Source organism: Parafilimonas terrae, from assembly GCF_900115755.1.
GTDB lineage: Bacteria > Bacteroidota > Bacteroidia > Chitinophagales > Chitinophagaceae > Parafilimonas > Parafilimonas terrae.
Genome location: NZ_FOXQ01000002.1, coordinates 44,273 through 70,340 on the forward strand (window position 1 = coordinate 44,273; position 26,068 = coordinate 70,340).

At 41.4% G+C, this 26,068-nt stretch carries 17 protein-coding genes; 14 read left to right on the top strand and 3 right to left on the bottom strand.

What is annotated here, in order from left to right:
• Window positions 1-42: 42 nt before the first annotated feature.
• From BM015_RS05075 to BM015_RS05085, 3 genes are all read left to right on the top strand, one after another.
• Entirely contained in the window at window positions 43-4,404 is a 4,362-nt protein-coding gene (locus BM015_RS05075) for a CusA/CzcA family heavy metal efflux RND transporter (RefSeq protein WP_090655462.1), read from the top strand.
• Window positions 4,401-5,540, top strand: coding sequence for an efflux RND transporter periplasmic adaptor subunit (locus tag BM015_RS05080; protein WP_090655465.1), 1,140 nt, complete (start codon window positions 4,401-4,403; stop codon window positions 5,538-5,540). Before BM015_RS05075 ends, BM015_RS05080 begins: the two co-directional genes overlap by 4 nt.
• 226 nt (window positions 5,541-5,766) lie before the next feature.
• Window positions 5,767-8,271: a cation-translocating P-type ATPase gene (locus tag BM015_RS05085; protein WP_090655468.1), complete on the top strand. Its 2,505-nt coding sequence runs from the start codon at window positions 5,767-5,769 to the stop codon at window positions 8,269-8,271.
• 338 nt (window positions 8,272-8,609) lie between these two features.
• Here the strand turns inward: BM015_RS05085 and BM015_RS05090 are convergent, their stop codons facing one another.
• The 3 genes from BM015_RS05090 to BM015_RS05095 form a co-directional block, all read right to left on the bottom strand.
• Entirely contained in the window at window positions 8,610-10,481 is a 1,872-nt protein-coding gene (locus BM015_RS05090) for a beta-glucosidase (protein WP_218148434.1), read from the bottom strand.
• Between the two features lie 7 nt (window positions 10,482-10,488).
• On the bottom strand, window positions 10,489-10,782 hold the full coding sequence (locus tag BM015_RS21700) for a hypothetical protein (RefSeq protein WP_218148435.1): 294 nt from the start codon (window positions 10,780-10,782) through the stop codon (window positions 10,489-10,491).
• An 83-nt stretch (window positions 10,783-10,865) separates the two neighbouring features.
• A complete protein-coding gene (locus tag BM015_RS05095; RefSeq protein WP_090655470.1) occupies window positions 10,866-11,741 on the bottom strand; it encodes an AraC family transcriptional regulator in 876 nt (291 codons plus the stop codon).
• 252 nt (window positions 11,742-11,993) lie between these two features.
• Between BM015_RS05095 and BM015_RS05100 the strand changes: the two genes are divergently transcribed.
• The 11 genes from BM015_RS05100 to BM015_RS05150 all read left to right on the top strand — a co-directional run bounded on the left by BM015_RS05100 (window position 11,994) and on the right by BM015_RS05150 (window position 25,948).
• The gene (locus BM015_RS05100; RefSeq protein WP_143075757.1) at window positions 11,994-12,629 is read left to right on the top strand and encodes an RNA polymerase sigma factor; all 636 of its coding nucleotides are present in this window, start codon (window positions 11,994-11,996) and stop codon (window positions 12,627-12,629) included.
• A 158-nt stretch (window positions 12,630-12,787) separates the two neighbouring features.
• The gene (locus BM015_RS05105; protein ID WP_090655477.1) at window positions 12,788-13,231 is read left to right on the top strand and encodes a DMT family transporter; all 444 of its coding nucleotides are present in this window, start codon (window positions 12,788-12,790) and stop codon (window positions 13,229-13,231) included.
• A 95-nt stretch (window positions 13,232-13,326) separates the two neighbouring features.
• The gene (locus tag BM015_RS05110; protein ID WP_090656137.1) at window positions 13,327-14,271 is read left to right on the top strand and encodes a sugar phosphate isomerase/epimerase family protein; all 945 of its coding nucleotides are present in this window, start codon (window positions 13,327-13,329) and stop codon (window positions 14,269-14,271) included.
• Between the two features lie 88 nt (window positions 14,272-14,359).
• Window positions 14,360-15,832 (top strand): CoA-acylating methylmalonate-semialdehyde dehydrogenase, encoded by a 1,473-nt coding sequence (locus tag BM015_RS05115; protein ID WP_090656140.1) that lies wholly within the window; start codon window positions 14,360-14,362, stop codon window positions 15,830-15,832.
• An 83-nt stretch (window positions 15,833-15,915) separates the two neighbouring features.
• The gene (locus BM015_RS05120; protein WP_090655481.1) at window positions 15,916-16,707 is read left to right on the top strand and encodes a cyclase family protein; all 792 of its coding nucleotides are present in this window, start codon (window positions 15,916-15,918) and stop codon (window positions 16,705-16,707) included.
• 20 nt (window positions 16,708-16,727) lie between these two features.
• On the top strand, window positions 16,728-17,810 hold the full coding sequence (locus tag BM015_RS05125) for a zinc-dependent alcohol dehydrogenase (protein ID WP_090655484.1): 1,083 nt from the start codon (window positions 16,728-16,730) through the stop codon (window positions 17,808-17,810).
• A 33-nt stretch (window positions 17,811-17,843) separates the two neighbouring features.
• The gene (locus tag BM015_RS05130) at window positions 17,844-18,599 is read left to right on the top strand and encodes an SDR family NAD(P)-dependent oxidoreductase (RefSeq protein ID WP_090655487.1); all 756 of its coding nucleotides are present in this window, start codon (window positions 17,844-17,846) and stop codon (window positions 18,597-18,599) included.
• Between the two features lie 30 nt (window positions 18,600-18,629).
• Window positions 18,630-20,720, top strand: coding sequence for a transketolase C-terminal domain-containing protein (locus BM015_RS05135; protein WP_218148436.1), 2,091 nt, complete (start codon window positions 18,630-18,632; stop codon window positions 20,718-20,720).
• Window positions 20,717-21,097, top strand: a complete 381-nt coding sequence (locus tag BM015_RS05140) for a cupin domain-containing protein (RefSeq protein WP_090655490.1) — start codon at window positions 20,717-20,719, stop codon at window positions 21,095-21,097. The genes BM015_RS05135 and BM015_RS05140 overlap by 4 nt, the downstream gene beginning before the upstream one ends.
• A 255-nt stretch (window positions 21,098-21,352) precedes the next feature.
• The gene (locus BM015_RS05145; RefSeq protein WP_090655493.1) at window positions 21,353-24,379 is read left to right on the top strand and encodes a SusC/RagA family TonB-linked outer membrane protein; all 3,027 of its coding nucleotides are present in this window, start codon (window positions 21,353-21,355) and stop codon (window positions 24,377-24,379) included.
• A gap of 60 nt (window positions 24,380-24,439) precedes the next feature.
• Window positions 24,440-25,948, top strand: a complete 1,509-nt coding sequence (locus BM015_RS05150) for a RagB/SusD family nutrient uptake outer membrane protein (protein WP_090655496.1) — start codon at window positions 24,440-24,442, stop codon at window positions 25,946-25,948.
• Window positions 25,949-26,068: the final 120 nt, after the last annotated feature.

Here is a 26,068-nt window from a genome sequence, read left to right on the forward strand (position 1 = left end):
GTGTTTAATCATTAATCAAACTATGAATTAACAGAATAGATTATGCTGAATAAGATAATAGAGTTTTCCGTAAGGAATAAACTTATTATCGGGCTTCTTGTTGCGGCGTTGGTTATCTATGGAATTTTCCAGGTAAAGCAACTGCCCATTGACGCGGTGCCCGATATAACGAATAACCAGGTACAGGTTATAACTAGAGCGCCTGCCTTTGGCGCAACCGACATTGAAAACCTCGTTACATTTCCCATTGAACTGGCTAACAGTAATATTAGCGGGCTGCAACAAATAAGAAGTTTTTCACGCGCCGGCTTATCCATCGTTACTATCATTTTTAATGATGATGTGGATGTGTATTGGGCCAGGCAACAGGTTGCTGAGCGTTTGCAGCAGGTGCAAACGCAAATACCGCCGGGCATTGGCACACCGGCATTGGGGCCGATTACAACAGGCCTTGGCGAGATATATCAATATGTAGTTCGCCCTAAAAAGGGATATGAGAACAAGTATGATAAAACGCAGTTAAGAACAATACAGGATTGGATTGTCCGCCGACAGTTATTAGGTATAAAAGGTGTTGCTGAAGTAAGCAGTTTTGGAGGTAATCTTAAACAATATGAAGTAGCTGTTGACCCGAACAAATTAAAATCTTACAACATCAATATCACCGATGTTTTTAATGCTTTGCAGAACAACAATCAAAACACGGGCGGCGCTTACATTGAAAAAGGCCCGGCTGTTTTATTTATCAGGAGTGAAGGCATGGTGAGTTCGGTTGATGATATCATGAGCATCACTATTAAAACCGGCAACAACGCAACGCCATTATTTATACGTGATGTGGCGAATGTGCAGCCTGGTTATGCTACGCGGTACGGTGCAATGTGTTATAATGATAAAGGCGAAGTGGCCGGCGCTGTTGTAATGATGCTTAAAGGTGCAAACAGCAATGAAGTTATCAGGAATGTAAAAGAAAAAGTTGCAGGCATACAAAAAACTTTGCCCGAAGGTGTGGTGATAGAACCTTTTCTCGACAGGACGAAGATGGTGAACAATGCCATTCATACAGTTGAAAAAAATTTGATTGAAGGCGCCATTATTGTTGTGTTTATCCTCGTTCTTTTTCTGGGAAACATCCGTGCCGGTTTGCTCGTTGCCTCAGTTATTCCATTATCCATGTTGTTTGCAATTATACTTATGAATGTATTTGGTGTTAGCGGTAACCTGATGAGTTTAGGCGCTTTGGATTTTGGATTGATAGTAGATGGCGCTGTGATTATTGTTGAAGCCGTAATGCATCACATAGCGCACAGCCACAAACTTGCCACGTCAACCAAAATAACACAGTATGAAATGAATGGCATTGTAAATGATGCGGCCGGCAAAATGATGAACAGCGCTGTATTTGGTCAAATCATCATCCTGATTGTTTACGTTCCCATCTTCACCTTACAAGGAATTGAAGGCAAGATGTTCAGGCCAATGGCTCAAACTGTTGCCTTTGCCCTGCTTGGCGCATTTATTCTTTCGCTCACTTACATTCCCATGATGAGCTCATTAATGCTGAGCAAAAGAGTAAAAACACGGCAAAATATTTCGGATAAAATAATGCTCCGCCTCGAAAATGTTTATCAGCATACATTAAAGAAAGTACTGCATTATCCTAAAACTGTTGTTGGCATTGCTGTGGCAATGTTTGTTCTTGCCATTATCATTTTTAGCCGCCTTGGCGGTGAGTTTATCCCGCAAATTGAAGAAGGCGATTTCGCTGTTGATACAAGAGTGCTTACGGGCAGTAATCTTAATACCACCATTAACAGCACACAACAGGCAGCGCATATTTTAATGCAGTTTCCGGAAGTGGAAAAAGTGGTTACAAAGATTGGCAGCGGCGAAGTGCCGACAGACCCGATGCCTATGGATGCAACGGATATGATGGTGATATTGAAAGATAAAAAAGAATGGACTACCGCAAATTCATTTGATGGCCTTGCCGGTACGATGACTAAAGCATTGGACGCAGTGCCCGGTATTACCACCAGTTTTCAATATCCTGTTCAAATGCGTTTTAACGAGTTAATGACAGGTGCAAGACAAGACGTTGTTTGTAAAATTTTTGGTGAAGACCTGAATGTGCTGGCAGATAATGCGCAGAAGCTTGCGAAGATTGTAAGCAGTGTAAACGGCAGCAGCGATTTGTATATTGAGCCGGTTACAGGCATGCCGCAGATCATTGTAAAATATAATCGCAATGCGATTGCCCAATATAATTTAAACATCAGTGATGTGAACAATGTATTGAATGCTGCATTTGCCGGAAAGAGCGCCGGGCTTGTGTTTGAAGGCGAGAAACGCTTTGACCTGGTAGTAAAACTGGAACCAAACGAAAGGCGAAACCTGGGGAATGTTCAGAATCTTTTAATACCGGCCCCCAATGGCACACAGGTGCCTTTATACCAGTTAGCTGATGTGCGGATTATAAATGGGCCTAATCAAATACAAAGGGAAGACAGTCACAGGAGAATTGTTGTGGGTTTTAATGTAAAAGGCCGCGATGTACAAAGCATCGTAAATGAACTACAGCAAAAAGTAAATGCACAGTTAAAGCTACCGCCAGGCTATTATGTTACATACGGCGGCGAATTTGAAAACTTAATTGCTGCTAAAAAGCGCTTAAGTGTTGCAGTGCCCGCATCATTAATAATGATATTTCTCTTATTGTTTTTTGCATTGAAATCAGTTAAGCAAGGCTTACTAATTTATACAGCTATTCCCTTATCTGCCATTGGCGGTGTGTATTTTTTAGCTTTACGCGGATTGCCTTTCAGCATAAGTGCAGGTGTGGGGTTTATTGCATTATTTGGTGTGGCCGTGTTGAATGGAATTGTATTGATAGCCGAATTTAATCGTCAAAAACAATATGGTTATACTAATATTTATCATATTGTAATGAATGGAACAAGACTGCGTTTGCGGCCTGTATTGATGACGGCCTCTGTTGCATCGCTGGGTTTTCTTCCGATGGCATTAAGCACGGGTGCCGGTGCTGAAGTTCAAAGACCGCTGGCAACCGTTGTTATTGGCGGATTACTTACAGCAACTTTTCTCACCTTATTTGTCCTGCCGGTATTGTTTGTGGCATTTAAAGGAAAGAAACAGAAAACAAAAGCCTCTTCTATGAAAGTCTTGATTTTATTAATAATTGCAATGTGTGCAACAGGATTGCATGCTGAAGCTCAAACAAAAATATCATTGCAGGATGCCATTGATACAGCGTTGAAAAATAATCTTTCTGTTAAAAATGAAACGCTTAAGGCAAAGTATCAGCAGGCCCTGATTAAATCATCGGCGATGATACCGCAAACGAACGTGGCAGCAGAGTTCGGGCAGGTAAACAGCGCTTATTTTGATAATCGCTTCAGCATTAGCCAGTCTATAAATTTTCCAACCGTTTATTCCAATCAAAGGAAAGTGTATGAAGAAGAACTTCAAAATGCTTTATTAAATAAGACATTGCAGCAGCAGGAAATAAAAAAGGCCGTTACACAGGTTTTTTTTCAGTTTGCCATACAAAAGGAAAAAGAAAAATTATTGTTGAGGGCTGACAGTAATTATGCAATATTTCTAAACAAGGCAGTTTTACGTTTAAAAGCCGGCGAAAGCAATATCCTGGAGAAAACAACAGCAGAAACGCAACGCGGAAATATTCAATTACAACTGCATTTGTTGCAACAACAAATGGTGGTAACAAAAGTGCAGTTTCAGTATTTGTTAAATACAAATAATGATGTTGAACCGGCCGCAGATACAATCGCAGCAACTATTCCAGCAATTCTATACAGTTCAGCGCTGGAGCAGCACCCGTTATTACAGGTTTACCAGCAACAGGAAAAAATTGCCGCAGCAACAACAAGGCTGGAACGTTCAAAATTATTGCCTGATTTAAGTGTTGGTTATTTCAGCCAAACATTCCGCGGTATTGGCCCGGATGAGAAGGCTTATTCGTCATCAGACAGGTTTAATGCATTCCAGGTTAGCGTTGGCGTACCAATATTTTCCGGAGCGCAAAAAGCAAAAGCCAATGCAGCAAAAGTGAATGAAGAGATTGCCGCAAATAATTTCAGCCTGCAACTGCAAAACCTGCAAGCACAATACCGTAGTGTGTTAATGCAGTATAACAACAATTTGCGTGCAGTAGATTATTACCGGCAAACAGCTTTGCCTAATGCCGACACCATTATGCAAACGGCCAACCTCCAGTTTATTGATGGCGATATTAATTACCTCGATTGGGTTGTATTAACTAATGAAGCCATCAGTATTCAAAACAATTATCTGGAAGCCGTGCAGGCTTTGAATGAAAGCGTTATTTATATCAACTATTATGTTTCAAACCAAAAGAAATGAAAGCAGCAGTAATTATCATATTAATATCAATATTCTTTATTGCCTGCAATAGCAGCGCAAAACAGCAAAGTCAAACAGAAGCAGTTTTGCCTGATTCAACGGGCAATACGGTGGTGTTAACCGATGCCCAGATGCAGGCCGCACAGTTGCAGGCCGATACATTGCAACAGCAGCAATTATCATTCATTATAAAAGTAAATGGCAGCATTGATGTGCCGCCACAAAACATAGTTTCGGTAAGCGTGCCTTTGGGAGGCTATTTAAAATCAACCCGGTTACTGCCGGGTATGCATGTAAGTAAAGGAGAAGCCATTGCTGTAATGGAAGATTTGCAGTATATACAGATGCAGCAGGAATATCTCAACACAAAATCCCAGCTCGTATTTGATGAAGCGGATTACAACAGGCAAAAAGAGCTTAATAAAAGCAAAGCAGCCAGTGATAAAAGTTTTCAGCAGGCGCAATTAAAATATAATAGCAGCAAGACTTCGTTGAATGCTTTGGCACAAAAGCTAAAACTTATTAATATTCATCCTGAACAATTGAATGCTGATAATATTTCAAAAACCATCAATGTGTATTCGCCTATCAATGGTTTTGTATCAAAGGTTGATGTAAACATTGGGAAGTATGTAAATCCGCCTGATGTTTTATTTGAATTGGTAAACCCTGATGATATTCACCTTAACTTAAAAGTTTTTGAGAAGGATGTTAACAAGCTGAAAATAGGCCAGCACTTAACGGCATATACTAATAATGATACAGGCAGGCGTTATGATTGTGAGATCATTCTCATCAGCAAAGACATATCTTCCGATAGGACTGTTGAGGTGCATTGTCATTTTAAAAATTTCGATAAAAATTTGTTGCCCGGCATGTACATGAATGCAGATATTGAAGAGAATAATGTAAAGGTTTATGCAGTGCCTGAAGAGGCAGTTGTAAATTTTGAAGCGAAAGATTATTTGTTTGTAGAAACCGGCAAAAATAAGTTTGAGATGGCGCCTGCAATAATAGGCATTAGCGAAAAAGGTTTTGTTGAAGTAAAAAATGCAGGCGTTTTTAAAGGCAAACAAATTGTAACAAAAGGAGCTTACACTTTATTGATGAAGCTGAAGAATACCGGTGATGATTGAGGCCAGGTTAAACTTCAATAAGGATTACGCATTATTCTTACTGATGTCCTGGCAAGTGCAAGATTAGTAGTAGTATGAATTAATCTTTGGGCAAAGCATCAGGTATGCTATTTAAAAGAATAAGTTTATCTTTTTACAGAAACAGCCAGTTTTCTCAGCTTCGTATTTGCTGAATAAAATGATTCATCCGGGAGCAATACAGGTTGCCTGCCGGGAAAAATAGTATATGATAGCAAAAGACATTTCAAATATAAAAGGACTGACAAAAGATGAAGTAGTGCAATCGAGGCAACAATATGGGACTAATATTGTTGAAGCAAAGAAAGACAATAAACTGCTGCATACGCTTAAAGGCCTGGCTAAAGAACCTATGGTGATATTACTGCTGGCAGCTTCTTCCATTTATTTTTTAAGCGGCAATACCGGTGATGCGGTTTTTCTTGCCATCTCCATTTTGCTCGTAACTGCTATTTCCATTTACCAGGAAAACAGGAGCAGGGCGGCACTCAGCAAACTCCAATCTTATACGCAACCGCATTGTAAAGTAATACGCGATGATACAGTACAGCAAATTCAAACGAAAGACCTGGTTATAGGCGATTATCTTATTGTTGAAGAAGGCTCTGCAGTGCCGGCTGATGGGCGCGTGGTACATTCCAACGACCTTTCGGTAAACGAATCTGTTTTAACCGGCGAATCGTTACCAGTATATAAAAATGCAGCAGAAGAAGCAACGGTTTACCAGGGTACTATCGTAGTTAGCGGAATGTGTGTTGTAGTGGTAAGCGCCATAGGAAACCGAACCAGGCTGGCACAAATTGGTAAAACGGTTGATGACATTAAAACAGAAAAAACGCCACTTGAAAAACAGGTAAGCAATTTCGTTAAGAAGATGGTGATTACAGGCCTGGTTGTGTTTATAATTGTATGGATTTTAAACTTCCTTAATTCCCGCAATATTATTGACAGCCTGCTAAAAGCTTTAACCCTGGCTATGAGTATTCTACCGGAAGAAATTCCTGTGGCATTTACCACGTTTATGGCGCTTGGCGCCTTTCGCCTGATGAAGATGGGGATAATAGTAAAAGGAATGAAGACTGTGGAAACATTAGGGAGCGCTACGGTGATTTGCACAGACAAAACAGGCACTATAACCGAAAACAGGATGACACTTGCGGGCGTATACGCATTAATTAATAATAAAAGCTTCGCAATAAACGCTTTGGATGAAGCCGCTAAACAGGTAGTTAGAAATGCTATGTGGGCAAGCGAACCGGCCCCTTTCGACCCTATGGAAAAAGCGCTGCATGAAGTATATGCATCCAGTTTTTACACGGATGAACGGCCTTTTTTCAAAATGGTTCATGAGTACCCGCTTGGCGGGCAGCCACCCATGATGACACATATTTTTGAAGATGAAAACGGGAACAGGATTATTGCCGTAAAAGGTGCGCCTGAGGCTATTATAAACCATGCATCGCTTTCAGATGAAGAAGCAACAAAAATACACATTGCTTTAGCTGATTTTGCTTCAAAAGGATACCGGGTGCTTGGCGTGGGCACTTCAGCTTTTAATGGAAATAATTTTCCGGCAGAACAGGAGGCTTTTCCTCTCAAATTTTCCGGCCTGGTTGCCTTTTACGACCCGCCTAAAAAAAATATGCGTGCTGTTTTTGATGCCTTTTACAAAGCTGGTATAAAGGTGAAAATAATTACGGGCGATAATACCGCCACCACTGCTGCAATAGCAAAGGAAACCGGCTTTAGCGGCTATGATAAAACCATTACAGGCAACGAGCTAACAACCATGAATGAGATGGATTTGGATAATAGGATAGAAGGCATCAACATCTTTGCAAGAATGTACCCGGAGGCTAAGCTGAAAGTGATTAATGCCCTCAAGGCAAACCAGGAAATTGTGGCTATGACAGGAGACGGCGTGAATGATGGCCCTGCACTTAAGGCAGCACATATTGGCATTGCCATGGGCAGCAGGGGAACGGAAATTGCAAAGCAGGCTGCTTCTCTTATTCTGGCCGATGATGATTTGTCTAAAATGGTAGATGCCATTGCTATGGGAAGAAAAATATATGCTAACCTTAAAAAGGCCATTCAATATATCATATCCATTCATATCCCGATTATATTAACAGTGTTTATTCCGCTGGCGCTTGGATGGGTGTATCCTAATATTTTTTCGCCTGTGCATATCATTTTTCTTGAGCTCATAATGGGCCCCACCTGCTCCATTATTTATGAAAATGAACCGGCAGAAAAAAATACCATGTTGCAAAAGCCCCGTTCGTTTACCACCACTTTTTTTAACTGGAATGAATTAGTGACGAGTATTATCCAGGGCTTAATGATTACGGCAGGCGTATTACTTGTTTATCAATATGCCGTTAACAGCGGCCTGGATGAAAACAGCACCCGCACCATGGTGTTTGTTGCTTTAATAAGCGCCAATATTTTTCAGACCTTCGTAAACAGGTCATTCTTTTATTCTGTATGGTTTACTTTACGCTACAAAAATGCACTGATCCCATTAATTACAGGTGCCACAATCGTATTAACCGCATGCATGATTTATATTACACCTGTAGCCGGTCTTTTTAAATTCAGCAGGCTTGAAGCAGCTAATCTCACAATAAGCATATTGGGCGCATTTATATTTGTAATGTGGTATGAAATTGTGAAATGGGTTAAACGGAGAAAGCTAATAAAGAATTAGTTACTGGCACGATTAGCACAACTGCTATTATTATTAAAGCTTTTTAAATAGATCAAACTTCAACGGACTAAAGTCATAACACACAGGCTGCGGGTTATCGTCCTCAAAACCAGTATGAAATTTAGCTTGATGATGGAAATAAGAACAGGAACAGGTTACATCTTTTCAATAAAAAATAATGAATGAAAAGAAAATAATAATAGCAATAATTTTTATAAGATTGATGCGATGCCAATCCGAAATATTTTTTCCTATTATCTCTGAAATCTTCTATTCGATATTTACTCCGTTCTCCATCTATTTCCCAAATAGTTGCTCCTGCAACTGCGCAGAACCTTTTAACTGAAAATCAACTGCAGATTTACCCAATTCGATTTGATAAGTTCCTTTTTTGATTTCCCATTGTTGTTTTCCCAATTAAAATCTGCCAATAATCTTGGCTCAGCGGTAATGGTAACGGTTTTGCTTTCACCGGGAGCGAGTTCAATTCTTTCAAATCCCAATAATCGGGTTTTGGTTTTGCCATCAACATTGGTCAAATAAATTTGAGGAACATCGGCTCCGGTAATTTTTCCGGTATTGGTAACCTTGAAGCTGGCAGTTATGGTTTTACCTCCTTTTATTTCAAAATTCTCATAGGAAAATTCGGTATAACTTAATCCATAGCCAAAAGCAAACATGGGCTGTAATCCTTTATTTGCATACCATCTGTAACCTACTTCTGAGCCTTCGTTATAGACAATTGTGGTTGGCGTTCCCCATGGCGTTCCTTGTTGGTTGATTTCCAATCTTGGTGTTTGTTCCAGATTTAAAGGGAAGGTAATCGGCAATCTTCCCGAAGGATTGGTTTTCCCGGTGAGAATTTCTGCAATGGCAGTTCCTCCTGCTTGTCCCGGAAACCATGCTTGAAGAATGGCTTTGACTTTATTGCGCCAGGGCATTGACGAGGCAGTTCCGGTTTCCAATACAACAATCGTATTAGGGTTGGTTTCGGCAATTCCATCAATCAATTGATCTTGTCCCCAGGGCAATGAAAGATCGGCAAGGTCAAAACCTTCGCCTTCCACTCTGATTCCAAATACAATCACAATGTCAGAACGTTTTGCCAATAATTTCGCTTCGGCAACGGTGTAGCCCGGATCAAATTCAATAATTGCATTGGGTAATAATTTTTTTAATTCTTCTAATGGAGAAGAAGGCAACAAATAGAGGTTTCTTGCATTCCCCATAATCCCTGTTCCGCCGATGCTGATGGTACCTGCAAATCCACCAACCGGAAGTACCGCACCGGAGCCGGTTCCGCAGGCAACACCTTTGTGTGCAAATCCGCCAATCACAGCGATTTTAAATGGTTCCGTTGTAGAAAGTGGTAAAATATTTTCATTTTTAAGTAAAACCATTCCCTGGCGGGCGGTTTCCAATGCTATTTCATTATGTTTTTGCATATCGATGCTCGGCGTTTCTTTCCATTGATCAACACCTACGGCATACATTGAACGAAGTATTCGCGTGACCATATCCGACAAACGCTTTTTGGGAAATTGATTTTGCTGATAGGCATTTCGCAAAGAATCTGTAAATGCTTCCGCGCCCCATTGTTGCACATCTAACTGAATACCCGATTCCTGATCGAGACCTTTTAAAGCATATCTCCAATCGGGAACCGCACCCCAATCGGACATTACCCAACCTTTATAATTCCAGGTTTTCTTTAATAAATCATTTAGCAAATAATCGTTTCCGCTCGCATATTCACCATTGATTTTATTGTAACCGCTCATGATAGAACCGGGTTGCGATTTCTCAATAGCAATTTCAAAAGCCAATAAATCCGATTCACGATGCGCAGCAGGATCAACGATGGCGTTGAGCCAATGACGGTTGGTTTCATTGTTGTTTAATGAATAATGTTTTAAAGTAGAAATCACCTGTTGGCTTTGAATTCCGTTAACTGCCGAAGCGCCTAATTCAGCCGTAAGCCAAGGATCTTCAGAATAATATTCATAATTTCTACCATTGCGCACATCACGGGCGAGGTTAATTCCACCCGCCAACATTACATTAAATCCTCTTGCTCTGGCTTCTTGTCCGATGAGTACTCCACCTTCATAAATCAACTGCGGATTGAAACTCGCTCCTGCCAAAATGGAAGAAGGCAAAGCCGTAGCACCTTTGTCATCAGGTCGGTAACCCGGATTGGTAATTCCCATGCTCGCATCACTGCTTTTGAATTGCCGGAATGCCGAGTCTTGGAATGCCGGGCGTGTATCCGGCACTCATCGAAACACCTTCAGGAATTCGGGGATCGCGGGGCATACCGATGCTGGGAACGCTGCCGATAACGCTGTAAACCATTTGGAATCGTTCATCGTCGGTCAGTTTTTTTTCGGTTTCGGCTGCGCGTAAATCAGGGCTTTCTTTCTGAGCATTTGCAGTAATAGCAAAAATTAAGCAGAACAAACACAAAATACTTCTGTGTTTGCCGGTATTGTGATTGAAGAACTGGAACATAGTGGTTTAATTTAGCATGAACATTAAAGAATAACCCTGATTTAGTTCTGTTGCCCGCTTCTTCGCATATAAGTTTAAAACATTTATGCAGTCAGCAGCCGGTGTTCTTTTTTAAATTCAAACGGTGTTTTATTTACTATCTTTTTAAAATACCTGTTGAAATTGGAAAGATTGTTAAACCCGCTTTCATAACATACTTCGTATATAGGCATATCTCTTTCCAGTATCATATTGCATGCGTGTGCTATTCTTACTTCCAGCAGGAAATCGTAATACGTTTTTCTTGTTTTTGATTTAAAATACCTGCAGAACGATTTTGTGCTGAGGTTAGCTACAGATGCAATTTCTGAAAGCGTTATTTTCTTTTGAAAATTATTGGAAGTGTATTGAAATATCTTGTTTAAACGGTCTGCTTCTGACTGATCTATTTTTAGCTGGTTGTTCAGAGGGTTAATAATATCTTTTTCTTTTGAAGCTGCAATCTTATCTAATATCGCCAGCAGCGTTACCACCCGTTCAAGGCCTTTGGCGCCGGCTAACCTGGTAATAAGTTCACGCACCTGGTTTCTTGTTTCGCCACTAATTTTTATGCCCTGCTTTGCTTTTTCAAGCAGTGATTCAATACTTTTTAATTCGGGAACATTAAAAAACTTGTCGCCTAAAAAATCGTGATGAAAATAAACAACCGTTACTTCGGCTTTTAGTTTAGAACCTGTTTCAAAGTATTCCGGGTCGCAACGCCACATGTGTGCAAGGTTTGATCCAAACAAAAAAAGTTCGCCCGGTTCAAAGCGGTGAACATTTGTTCCTATCAACCGGGTGCCTCTTCCTTTATGAATATAAATCAGTTCAATCTCGGGGTGAAAATGCCATTGATTATAGAAATCACCACCTCTTCTTTTATAAAAATTAAATGATGATTCAGGCTTGAGCGAAACTTTTAATAAATGTGGCTTCATCTGTTTATTTTTTTATTAAGATCATATAAAACGCCGGCAGGCATTCATGTATGCGTCAAAAACTTAAACAGGCCTTTTATACAGCAATATGTATCAAATACGCAGCTATTAACCTGTTTCTTTTTATAAATATGTAAATATAGTATTAGTTGTTGCGAATTAATTGGAAATTATTCTGAAACCAAAAATAGAATTTTGAAAAACGATTTGCAATTCCTTATTCTTTTTTTGAATTCTAAAATTTTATTTTTTATGCTGTATGAATTTCAGAACCAGGGACTGCGGCACACATTTATACCTTCAGTTAAACAAGGTAATGCTGTTTATAAAGAAGAAGAATTACCGGATAAAATTTTATGGAATTTCTTTAAGAAAGGTGATGAAAATGCGTTTGCTTTTATCTATAAACATTATTCCACGCTGCTTTTTTCTTATGGATGCAAATGCGCTTCAGATAAGGAAATGGTAAGGGATTGTTTACACGATTTTTTTCTTTACCTCAGGAATAACAGGCTTGGTTTTGGCGAAACCACTTCAATTAAATTATACCTGTTAAAAGCGTTCAGAAGAAGGATTGTTGATTATCTTAAAAAAACGAATAATGAACATAAGCTTAGAAAAACTTCTTTATACACGCCTTATGGTGAGGAGTCATCAGCAGAGTCAGCCTATATTAATAAACAAATAAATGCTGAACAACAGGAAAAACTGCAACGTGCTTTGGATATGCTGAATGCGAAAGAAAGAAAAGTGATTTACTATTTTTATTTTGAAGGATTGAGTTATGAACAGATAGCCAGCATACTGCATTTTGGCCACGTGTCTTCGGTTAGAAGGGTTATGTACAGAAGCCTTCGCCATCTCAGGCATTATTATTCCAGGGCATAGTCATTATTTTTTTTAAACCGGTATCATTTTAATCATTTTGGCCTTATAGTATTTAAAACGCCAATCCACTAACGAAAAGCTTTTCAAAATTTATGGCGGTTTAAAATGTTTGCAACAGAAAAAATCCGGGCATCAGTTTATCAACTAAAATTAAAATCATGAAAATTTCACTTAGTGCTTTAATGTTACTGATAGGGTTTGTATTAACCCTTCACCTGGCCATGAATGCACAGGTAGGCGCTATTGTAAAAAATCCCCGCATGGGCAATGCGCTTTTCTGGATCATAGGTGCAATTACTGCTACAGTTATTGGCTTTAGCGGATGGGATGCCGGTTTTTTTTCCAGGCTTAAAGAAGTGCCGGCGTGGTTATTTACCGCAGGCATTATGGGCGGTGCGCTTGTTTTTGGTATTGCCTGGGCAATGCCTAAATTGGGTGCAGGAACAGCATTTGTGCTGATGATTGCAGGCCAGGTAATTTCGGGAATGATTTTCTCACATTTTGGTTTATTTGGTTCGCCTGTTGAACCTGTTTCATTCATAAAAATTGTGGGCGTTTTATTGTTGATCGCCGGCGCTGCTATTGTAACGCTTGCCAAATGAAACAGCGTAATGGGGCGCCATGTGAAATGTTTCACTCATAAGGAATGTATATTGAAAACATTCTGTGAAACTATTGAAAGAACAAACTTGTACGAATGAAAAATGTAAATGCTTATAACCGCAGGGATTTTGTAAAGATGGCCGGCATGGCTGGTGCAGCGGCGCTTATCGCTCCAAACTTTGCTTTTGAAGCTGCAAGAAAAAGAAGGTTTCAGATTGGGGCTACATTCATCTTGTGGGGATACGGGCCCGATAATCTTGAACCGGCACTAAAAGATATATCTTCTTTAGGTTACCATGCTTTTGAAACCTTCGGCCATGTAATTGAAGATTGGGAAGATAAGCGCGGTGGTATAGCCCCGCTGATTGAAAAGTATAAAGTGCCCATGGTATCGGCTTTTTGCCAAACTGATGTACTCGATCCTTCAAAATTAAAATCTGAAACAGAAAAACTTGTTCGCTGGACGAAGTTGCTAAAGGCTAACGGCGGAAAAGTAATAGAGTATTGCGCCGGTGGCAAACGCACAAGCGGTTTTAATTATAAAGACCATGCTAAGTATATGGTTGAATCGATGAATGTGTTTGCCAAAGCTGTAACAGATGAAGGGTTGGTTTGCGCTTTGCATCCTCACACCGGTACGCCGATAGAAACGGAAGAGGAAATTTATTATATAATGAACAATCTCGATACAAGGTATATGAAATTCGGCCCTGATGTTGGCCAGATACAAAAAGGCGGCGGTGACCCGGTAAAAATTTGTAAAGATTTTGTATCGCTCATCGAGCATGTTCACTTAAAAGATTATGCAGGCGGTGATAATGGTTATCTTGGTTATTCACCATTGGGAGAGGGTAAAGTAAAACTTAAGGAAATATTAGACCTGCTGGAAAAAAGGAGAAAACACATGGCAGGCATGATTATGTTTGAACTTGATTACGATGCTAAAATAAAGCCTGCCTATACCCCGCACCGGGCCGCTGAAATTTCAAGGGATTACCTGGCAAAATTAAACTACAGGTTCAGCGAAAAGCAGGCATAAAAAACAATAATTACATCATTAAAATAAAACACATAAAAGTGTGAGGGTAATGTTATGCCCTGCATTAAATGACTTAAAGAAAATAAAAATGGAAGTTTTAAATAATTACATAAACAGTAATTGGGTAAAGAGCCGGGAAGAAAATACAACAGATGTTATTAACCCTGCCACACAGGAAGTGCTTGCAAAAGTTCCGAGAGGAAAAGGCACGGCCGCAGATGTGGATCAGGCGGTAGCCGCTGCCGCTGAAGCCTTCAAATCATGGGCGCATGTACCAGTTATGAAGCGGGTGCAGCCTTTGTATAAACTGAAGCAATTGCTTGAAGATAACGCAGAAGATATTGCAAGAACTATAACAGAGGAATGCGGCAAAACGCTTGGCGAATCAAGAGGGGAATTGCAAAGGGCCATCGAAAATATAGAAGTAGCCTGCGGAACGCCCATGCTTATTCAAAGCGAGTTTTCAGAAAACATCTCCAGTGGTATTGATGAATTTATGATTCGCCAGCCATTGGGTGTTTGCGGCTGTGTATCACCGTTTAATTTTCCCGGCATGATACCGTTCTGGTTCCTGCCTTATGCTATTGCCTGCGGCAATACTTTTATTCTGAAGCCTTCAGAAAAAGTACCGCTAACAATGATGAAGGTATTCCGGTTGCTGGAACAGGTTGATCTGCCTGCCGGCGTTGTAAACCTTGTGCACGGTGGTAAAGAAACTGTTGACGCCTTATTAGACCATCCTCAAATAAAGGCCATCAGTTTTGTTGGGTCTTCTAACATTGCCCGTTATGTATATTCCCGTGGCGCAGCCAGCGGTAAGCGTGTGCAGGCGCAGGGCGGCGCTAAAAACCCACTGGTTATTTTGCCGGATGCTGATATAGAAATGTCGGTAAAAATTATAGCTGACAGCGCTTATGGCTGTGCAGGCCAGCGCTGCCTCGCCGCATCAAACATTATTACCGTGGCAGATGATGGCAATATTAAAGATGCCTTATATGAATCGGCCAAAAAAAGAACAACCGGTTTTGGCCTGGATGAAAGTATAGAAATGGGCCCGGTTATTACAAAGGAAAGCCGTGAGCGGGTTGAAGACCTTATAAATAAAGGCGTAAGCGAAGGCGCAAAAGTTTTGCTTGATGGAAGAAAACCGGCCATCAGCGGTTTTGAAAAGGGAAACTTCATCAGGCCAACGATTCTCGAAGGATTGCCGCTTGATGGCGAACTGGTGCGCACAGAAATATTCGGCCCGGTGATGAGCCTTATTCAATTAAAAACAGTGGACGAAGCCCTGGAATTTATCAATAGCGGAAAATATGGAAACATGGCCTGCCTGTTTACAAGCAGCGGTGCCAACGCCAGAAAATTCCGCAACCTGGCCAATGCGGGTAACATCGGGATCAATATCGGCGTAGCGGCGCCTATGGCACAGTTTCCGTTCAGTGGCTGGAAAGAAAGTTTTTTTGGCGACCTGCACGGGCAAAGCCGGCATGCCATTGAATTTTTTACCCAAACCAAAGTAGTGATAGAACGTTGGCCAAAAGAATGGTCAAGGAAATTTTAGCATAGAAATAACCGAAGCAGCGGACTGCATTTGTAATTAACGCAAATGCGTTTAGAATAATCTTAAATCACAATTGAAATTTAATGTTGACATTTAAAAAAGCATACTGTCCACCTTTTCAACTACAGACGAAACTTAATTTTTTAGGGGTTAATTGCATTGTTACCGACCTCAGTCATACCATTACCACCGAAGATCCAACATTTATAGGCCATCAGCGCACTTTAATATGGAACCATCTTACACATGAGGAAACGCAGAAAATAGGTTTAACCAAACCTCCCTATTCTTACAAAGTGATAGGCTTTACATTGTGCGATCATTCCAATACGCATGTTGACGCTATTAATCACGTAGTAAATGAGCCCGATGCCAGGGCCGTTAATGAGTTGCCAATGGAATGGTTTATGACGCCCGGCGTTTGGTTTGATTTTTCTCACAAAGAACCCGGTAGCTATATCAATAAAACCGATATTGAAGAAGCTATAGCTAAAACCGGCGTAACCATTCAGCCACAATCGGTGGTATTTTATTACACCGGGTGGTATAAAAAATGGAATAAGCCGTTTGAATATATTCGTGACTATCCCGGCGTTGATAGAAGTGCCATTGAATATCTTAATGACCTGGGTGCTATTTGTGTGGGTGCCGATGCACCAAGTATTGACAGCTACAACGAAGTGGCCGTGGTGAGGGAACAGCCTGCACATATTGTGTGCAGGGAAAGAGAAATTCTGAATATTGAAAACCTGGCGCAGGTAGATATGATACCCGCCCACGAATTTTGGTTTGTAGGCCTGCCGCTGAAAATAAAAGGCGGTTCCGGCTCGCCCTTCAGGGGAGTAGCCATTGTGCCTGAAAAGAATATCAAATAATAATTTTAAAATAACGATATATGAACCTGCCTGAAGAAATGGATGCACTGGTTTTAAAAGGTGTTCGTGATTTTGTAATTGAAACAGTACCGGTTCCTCATCCCGATGCAGATGAAGTGATCTGTAAAGTAGATACAACTTTTATTTGTGGTACAGACCCGCATATAATTAACGGCGATTTTCCCGGTTTCTGGCCGCAGGGATTTCCTTTTATACCAGGCCATGAATGGTCGGGAACGGTTGTGGAAACGGGTGAAAAAGCCGACCGGCTTGGCTGGAAAGAAGGCGACCGTGTTTGTGGTATTTCACACTGCGGCTGCGGTTATTGTTCCATGTGTTTGAAAGGCCGCTATAATGAATGTTTGAATTATGGATTTGAAGATCGCGGGCACCGGCAATACGGGCATTATACGCCGGGCGCTTATGCACAATATATGCGCACATCGGTAAAAAGCATTTATAAAATTCCCGATTCAATGTCGCTGGAATATGCAGCTTGTATAGATCCCTTGAGTATTGCATTATATACGGTTAAGCGTTCAAGGCTTCAGCCGGGTGATGATATACTTATTCTCGGCACAGGCCCGCAGGGCTTAATGGCTGTCCTCATTGCAAAGGCATTGGGCGCCGGCCGCATTATAGCTGTGGGCAGCGGTGAAAGATTGAAGAAAGCAGAACAACTCGGCGCTGTTCCCATCAGTTATAAAGATGGCGATGTGGTGCAGCAGGTGAAAGACCTTACCAATGGCCTGGGTGCACCGGCAGTACTGGAATGTGCAGGCACAGCAGATTCCATACAGCAGGCTTGTCTTGCAGCAGCAAAAGGCGGCGTTGTTTCTGTTATTGGTATTCCGCATACAGATGTTCCGTTGCCCATGAAAAGAATTGTGTTGGATGAAATAGAAATTGTAGGCAACAGGGCTAATCCAAATACGGCGGAGGAAGCCATTAACCTGCTCGTGAATAACCGCGTTGATATAACTTCTTTAATGACGCACCGCTTTCCTTTAAAAGAGTTTGCAACAGCGCTGGATATTTTCGAGAAAAGAAAAGACGGGGCTATTAAAGTAGCTACCAAGCCTAATGGAATGAGTATAAACTAAAATTGTATCAACTGTAAAATATCATTAACCAATATGAGTAACAAAGTATTAATAGTTAGTGGCGGCGCTTCAGGTTTAGGATTGGCAGCCGCCGAAAAATTTGCTAAAAACGGTTATAGTGCTGTTTTAATTGATATTGATGAAGTGAAGGGAAAGAAGGCCGAAGAAAAGATCAGGAGCATGGGCGTAGATGCCATTTTCTGTAAATGCGATATTTCAAATAAAGAAGAAGTGCAGCAGGCAGCGCAGCAGGCTAAAGAACGTTTTGGCCGGGTGGATGTTTTAATAAATAATGCAGGGCTTGAAGTACGCGGCAGCATTCTTCAATGCACCGAAGAAGACTGGGTGCGGTTATACAATATTAATCTTAAAGGCATTTACTATATGTCTAATGCTTTTGTGCCTTCAATGGTGGAACAAAAAAAAGGAGCCATCGTAAATACCGGTTCAATATTAGGCTACCGCACGGTACCTGAACGTGCAGCTTATTCATCTTCAAAAGGCGCTATTGATACGCTCACACGTTCTATGGCATTTGATCTTGCCCAGCATAATATCCGCGTTAATTGCGTGGTGCCAGGCGCTATTGATACACCTTTAATAAGAGGCTCAATTAACGATTCGCCTGATCCGGCGGAAACAGAAAAAACACTGGGTTCAAAAAGTGTATTTGGCCGCATGGGCAAGCCTGAAGAAGTAGCCAATGTTATGTATTTCCTGGCTTCCGATGAAGCTTCATTTGTTACGGGCGCCGCTTATTTTGTTGATGGCGGCTGGTCTATTATGTAAGATCATTTCAAAATCTTTAAACTAATTGTTTTGTTATACCTGGAAGATAAAAGATCGCTGTTAAATAAAGGTATTGTTCATTTATTACAGGTGAAAGATTCAGATATAAGGCTAATGAATCTTTACCAGTGCCGCCATGCCATAGATAATTCCATACATATCGGCGGCGCTTCATCTGCCACCATTCCTATGGTAAGCCTTTTTTATGGCGGCATCATCAATGTTAATGTGGAGGAACCGGCAGCGCCCGGCCAGGATATGTTTGTGTTGAGCAAAGGCCATGCCGTTGCTACCCTTGCATCCATTTATGCTGATCTTGGGTATTTTGATCGTTCTGTATTAAAAAATTCCCGCTCTGTCTCCAGCATATTAAATGGCCATCCCGGCCCGTTATTGCCAGGCGTGCATGTGGCCACAGGCCCGATGGGACAGGGCGTTGGTGTTGCGCAGGGTTTTGCCATAGCAGGTCAGCGTGCACCACAGTTCGATGTATATGCGGTTGCCGGCGATGGTGAATTGCAGGAAGGCCCTGTTTGGGAAAGCATCATGTTTGCAGGCTATAAACGCCTCGAAAACTTATGTGTGCTGGTTGACAACAATGGCGGCCAGCTTGATATTGTAACCACGCTGCATTTTCCATACAATAGTTTATCCGGCAGCTTCAGCAGTTTTGGATGGAACGTGATAGAAGTGGATGCCACAAAATACCATACTGTTCATAATGCTTTGCTTGAATTTAAATACGGCCAGCGCGATGGAAGGCCAACAGTTATAATATGCAAGACAACGAAAGGGCATGGCGGGCTTTCCGATTATATGAACACACACAAGGCCACCATCTCCAATGCTATTTTAGACCAGGAAGATGCACTGCAACTTCAGCAGCGTGGTGCAAGGGAAAAAGATTTCTTTACATTCTTCAACCAGCTTGAGGGTAAAGAATATGCTGACGTGAAAAATGCTATTTTAAAACATGCTGAAATAATGGGTTTCAAAATTGATGGCGAAACTATTCAGCAAATAAAAACTGCCGTTAAAACAAAGAAAGCTCCTGTACGAAATAAAAAGATCAATTATTCAGAACCGGCATTACCCAAACTTGAAGTTGGCAAACCTTACAGCGCGCATAAAATAATTGAATCGTGCATGAAAGTTTTCGCCCGGGATGAGCGTGTTTATTCTGTTGACTCAGACCTTGCTTCCACAAGCGGATTGCAGGCGGGGGTGGGCTTTGCAGATAAATACCGCGCCTTAAATGCCGGTGTTGCAGAAGCTAATATGATGCTGATGGGAGAAGCGTTTGCCATACTTGGAAACAATACATGGGTAAGCACATTTTGTCCTTTTTTCGATTGGAAAGTGATGAGAAGAATTGCCGTTGGCCACCAGGAACGACTGGAAATAATTGCAGAAAAAAACGGATGGCTATCCGAAGGTCATGGACTGGATTTAACCATGGTGGCCACTGCGGCAGACCTTGAAACGCAATCCAATGGCGCTACGCATATGGGCAATGATGATGTGATGCTGTTTAATGAAGTGGCGCAGTTGAAGATCATTAATGTGTCCTGCCCCCGGCAATTGCTTGGCGTTTTAAAATGGATAATGGAAGGCAACAAAGGCCTGGTTTATATGCGTGTATTAAGAGCGCCTGTCAATGCTGTTTATGCTGCTGATTTCAGTTTTGAATTTGGTAAAGCATACAAGGTGAATTATTCAGAAGATGCTGATGCAAGCATTGTTACTTCCGGCCGTGGTGTATATGAAGCTTTGGGCGCAGCAAAAAAACTGGAAGAAGAAGGCGTGCAGGTAAATATAATTGATATGCCTTCTATTGATGCATCAGCAATTGTTCAGCTATACCAAAGCGGGAAGCCTGTTTTTATTGCAGAGCAAAACAATGGTTATATATGGTCGCACTTCAGAAAAATTTTGTTTGAAAAAGAAACTAATATTAACACGAAAAAACTCTTTGCGGTTAATACCGAAAATAAAAACGGGCTACATTATATACACTCCGGCACTTATGCGGAATTGGCTGCTCACTATGGTTTGGATGCTGCTCATTTAAGTGAAACTATTTTAAAAGTATTGAAAACAAAAAAAGCTCAGGTTATATGACGATTATCCACGAAACTGATATTACTGAAGTGCAACATCCCGGAAGGTTTATGCGCTGGCTTGCAGATGAAGATTCTCTCCGGGCAAATAATCTTTCTGCCTGTGTTATCCGCGTTTTGCCAGGCGAAACAGTGAGGCCGGCACACTCGCATCCCGGGGGTGAAGAATTGATCTATATAATAACAGGAACAGGTAAAGTGATGATTGAAAATGAAGTTGGAAATGTTAGGGCTGGTTCAGCTATTTTATTTGAACAGGGCAAAGTGCACATGTTGCGCAACACCGGCAATGAGGAAATGAAAGTCATCTGTTTTTTTGCGCCTGCAACAGGCATTGATAATTATAAAACATTTGATGACATCTCTTTCCCGGAATGAAATCAGAAATGTTTTAAAAAAACATCATAAAAAAATAATCTTATATCAAAAAAATGGTATCAAATTTCAAAGTCTCCCCTTATTAAGATAGAAGCCTTGTAATAGCGAAAATTAACTGGATAGCCGGTTGCTTAATTACAATTAAAACATGCCATATACTTTACTGTAAATACCTGGCTGAAAAGCCGGGGTGGCAGTGTTTTTTCTTTTGAATTTAAAACAAAATTTATTAATCCAAAACTATAATCAAGTATTATGATTGCCGCCAAGTACCTACAAACAAAATCGGTATTATTGTTCCTGATGCTTTTCGCCTGCACTTTAGTTCAGGCCCAGCAAAGAGTAACGGGAAAAATTCTGCAGGCTGATAACCAACCGGCAAACGGCGCTACCGTTACGGCCACCGGTACTGCACAAGCCACCTCCACAGATTCAAGTGGTGCTTTTTCTATTAATGTTCCGGGTAATGTTACCAAATTAACTATCAGCTTTGTTGGTTTTGAAACCCAAACAGTTGATATTGCCGGGAAGACAACCGTGAATGTAATTCTAAACCCCAGCGAAAATTCGTTGCAGAACGTTATTGTAGTTGGGTACGGAACGCAGAAAAGAAGCGATATTACAGGCGCCATTGGTACCGTATCGGCCAAGCAAATTGAAGATGAGCCTGCTATACAGGTAGGCCAGGCTTTACAGGGCAAAGTGCCAGGTTTGCAGGTGTCTCAAAACTCTGGTGCGCCCGGTTCAGGTTTGCTGGTACGCGTACGCGGCACAGGTACGGTTAATAATTCAGAACCATTATATGTGGTTGATGGCAATCCCAATGTTAACCCGCTGGATTTAAGCCCTGATCAGATCGAAAGCATCCAGGTATTAAAAAGTGCGAGTGCTGCTGCTATTTATGGTGCGCAGGGCGCCAACGGCGTAGTGCTGATAACTACCAAACAGGGCAGGGCAGGCAAGGCGCAACTGGATATTAATTTTTCACAGGGCTTGCAGCAAATTCAAAAATATTTTCCTGTAACCAATGCCACGCAATATGCTACTTTATATAATGAAGGGCTGGAAAATGCAGGCCAGGCTCCTTTATATCCCGATCCGGCTGCTTTAGGAAAAGGCACCGACTGGCAAAAGGAAATTTTTCGCACTGCGCCAATGACGGATGTAAACATAGGTGCAAGCGGCGGCAATGAAACAAGCAAATTTTTCTTCTCTGCAGGCTATACAAACCAGGAAGGTATTATTAAGAGAACTTCTTTCGACAGGATGAGCATTCGTGTAAACTCATCACATACTATCAATAAGTTTATTAAACTTGGCCAGAACCTTTCTGCCAGTTTAGCCAGGTATAGCAATATTTCAGAATTTGGTTACGGCATATTAAATGGTACGCTAACCGCTAACCCTGAAATACCTGTAAAAAACCCTGATGGCACATGGGGTTTTTCTCCAACATCATTAAACTCAAGCAACCCGGCGGCCTCATTGTCTTATACAAACAATGATACAAAACGGCCTGTTGTAAACGGAAACGCTTATATTGACATTACGCCTTTTACAGGACTGGTTTTCAGGTCTCAGTTCAACTTTAACCTTGGCAGGTCTGAACAAAAAGTTTTTACGCCTGTTTACAGGGTTTCCGCTTCTCAGTTTAACGATGTGGCAACGCTTACAGAAAATGAAACCCGCTTTAATGATTATAGCTGGGCCAATACATTAACCTATCAAAAAACATTTGGCAACCACAGCATTGAAGCATTGGCTGGTATAACCGACCAGAATTCTTATACGCAAAACATTACGGCAGAAGGCAGGGGTTTGCCGCCGGCTGCAACAGATAATGAAAGCCTGCGTTATCTTAATCTGTCTATTTCCAACTTCAGGGTTGCAGGCGGGGCAGGCGAGTGGGGCATTTTGTCTTACCTGGGCCGTATTAACTACAACTATGCAGGTAAATATTTTACTACGGTTAATTTCCGTGCAGATGGTTCTTCAAGGTTTGGTGAGAACAATAAATTTGGCTATTTCCCATCTTTTTCTTTGGGATGGAAAATTTCAGAAGAAAACTTCCTGAAAGATGTAGAGTGGATTGATAACCTTATGTTGAGAGGTGGCTGGGGCTCCCTGGGCAACCAGACTTCGTTGCCTAACTATGCTTTTGCAAACCTGGTTACACCTAATATTAATTATGCTTTTGGCGCACCAGGTTCTGTAGTCAGAGGTCAGGCTCCTACCACATTAGGCAATCCTGATCTGAAATGGGAGTCAACCCGCGAAACAGACCTCGGTTTCGATTTCAGGGGCTTTGGCGGAAGGGTTACCGCTTCATTTGACTGGTACACCAAAAAAACCACCGATATGTTGCTGCAGGTACCGCTCTTAGGTTATACCGGTATTACCACTGCGCCTTATGTTAACGGCGGCGATGTGGTTAACAAAGGTATTGAAGCAATGATTGGTTATACCAAGTCTACAAACAGGGGCGTTGATTTCGACATCTCAGTTAATGCTGCCTTCAATAAAAACAAAGTACTTAAACTAAGCAATTCAGGCACGTCAATTCAGCAGTTTTTAAGCTTTGTAGGTTTGATGAACTCTACACAGATCGGCGCCCCTATCGCAGCTTTTTATGGATGGCAGGTAGATGGTGTTTTCCAGTCTGATGAAGAAGTTGCCAAGCACGCTTACCAAAGCAATGGCACTGCACCCGGCGACTTTATATTCCGCGACGTTGATGGCAACGACACCATTAATGCAAAAGACCAAACCATTATTGGTAACCCATGGCCGAAAATGACTTATGGATTGAACGCCAGTGTTTCTTACAAGGGCATCGATTTAAGGGTACAGATACAGGGAACTTATGGCAATGATATTTTCCAGGCATTTAAATTCAGAACAGAAGGCGCCAACTTCTTTAACTATACTATGAATGTATGGAACAACCGCTGGACAGGCCCGGGCACAAGCAATACAATGCCGCGGCTTACCACCAGCGATCCCAATAATAATATGCGTTCCTCAACTTATTATGTGGAAGACGGCTCTTATTTAAGGGTAAGGAATATACAGTTGGGTTACCGAATACCGCAAAGCGTATCTCATTTACGCAATGCAAGAATTTATATATCTGTGCAAAATGCATTTACCATTACCAAATACTCAGGCTTCGATCCTGAAATTGGAACCAACAGTGCCAATAACCCGCTTTATATAGGTATTGATGAAACCAATTATCCTTTGCCACGCATTTATACCGTAGGGTTTAATGTAGGATTATAAATTATTGGTATTGAAAAAGACAAACTCAAATTATTAAAATATACTAAATAGTAATAGCGTATGAAACGTTTAATATATGGTTTAACAGCAGTCATTTTAGTCTTCGGATACATTGCATGTAAAAAAACTTTGTATAAAGACCCATTGGCGCAGTTAAGCACCGACGTAAACTATGTAACCGCCGACGATGCCAGGAAAGCAGTAACGGCAGCTTATGCACCCGCAGCCGGCAATAACTGGTGCTGTACTTATATACAACCCGGTTACATGCATTGGGTATTGGGAAATGTGGCTTCAGACGATACAGAAAAAGGCGGCGAATCAGGCTCTGACCAGCTATATGCACAACAGGTTCAGTTGTTTAATATTCCTGCGGATAATGATGCAACCCGTTTCGCTTATCAGATATCGTATGTGGGCGTACTTCGTACAAACCAGGTGCTGGAAAACGTTCCAAATATTACTATGGATGAAACGTTAAAAACACGCTATGTGGCTGAAGCTAAATTTTTAAGGGCATGGTATTATTTCAACCTGGTTAAGGCTTTTGGCGATGTGCCATTGGTGCTTTCTTCAAAATTTGAATCTTACGACCTTACCCGTTCTCCCAAACAGCAGGTATGGGACCAGATAATAAAAGACCTTACAGAAGCAGAAGCTGTTTTACCAAAGGCAAGCGAATATCCTGCTGCTGACCAGGGCCGTGCCACACAGGGCGCCGCCCAGGCTTACCTTGGCAAGGCTTACCTGTATATGGGTAATTTTGCCAAAGCTGAAGAATGGTTTGGTAAAGTAATAGCTTCTAATGAGTACGAATTAAGCGCCGATTATTTTGCCATGTTTTTGAGGGATGGCGAAACCAGCAAGGAACACATCTTCCAGGTAAAATTCTTAAATGACCAGGGTGCACAACCGGCAAATAACAATAACATCGGCACCACCTTTGGCAGCCGGGCGAGAAGTGGCTGGGGCTTTAATTTGCCTACCCAGGATTTTGTTGATGCGTTTGAGCCCGGCGATCCGCGCCTCTGGCAAACCGTTTATAAAAACGGCGATGTAATGCCCGATGGCCTTATAGCCAATGTAGGAAACAGCACTACCGGTTATCTCACTAAAAAATATTATGTTCCGGAATTCGAGCGTGTGCAGGGTTCTTTGCAGGCTGGCAGGGACGATATTTATATGCGTTTGGGCAAAGTGTACCTGTGGTATGCTGAAGCTGCCAATGAAATTGGCAAAACATCAGATGCTTTGCTTTACCTGAATAAAGTGCGCCAGCGCGCCAGGCAGGGCAACAACGCTGTATTACCCGATGTTACCACTACCAATAAAGACGATTTAAGGCAAGCTATCTGGAAAGAACAAAGGGTGGAATTTGGACAGGAATATGAGCGGTTTTTTGAACTGGTTCGCCAGGGCCGCGCAGGCAAAGTATTAAGGGCTTATGCAGTTAAATATAATACAGCCAAAGGCGAAGGCTTTAGAGATGGTGTAAACGAAGTATTCCCGATTCCTCAAACAGAAATTAATTTGAGCAACGGTAAAATTGTGCAAAACCCGGGCTATTAAGGTAGCAGGTTTAGAATGTAAAAGACAATATTGCAATATTGTCTTTTACGTTTTAAAAAATAATATAAATGAAGATCATTTTCAGAAGCCTTTAAAGCGTATTTGATCGTTGCTAAGCCG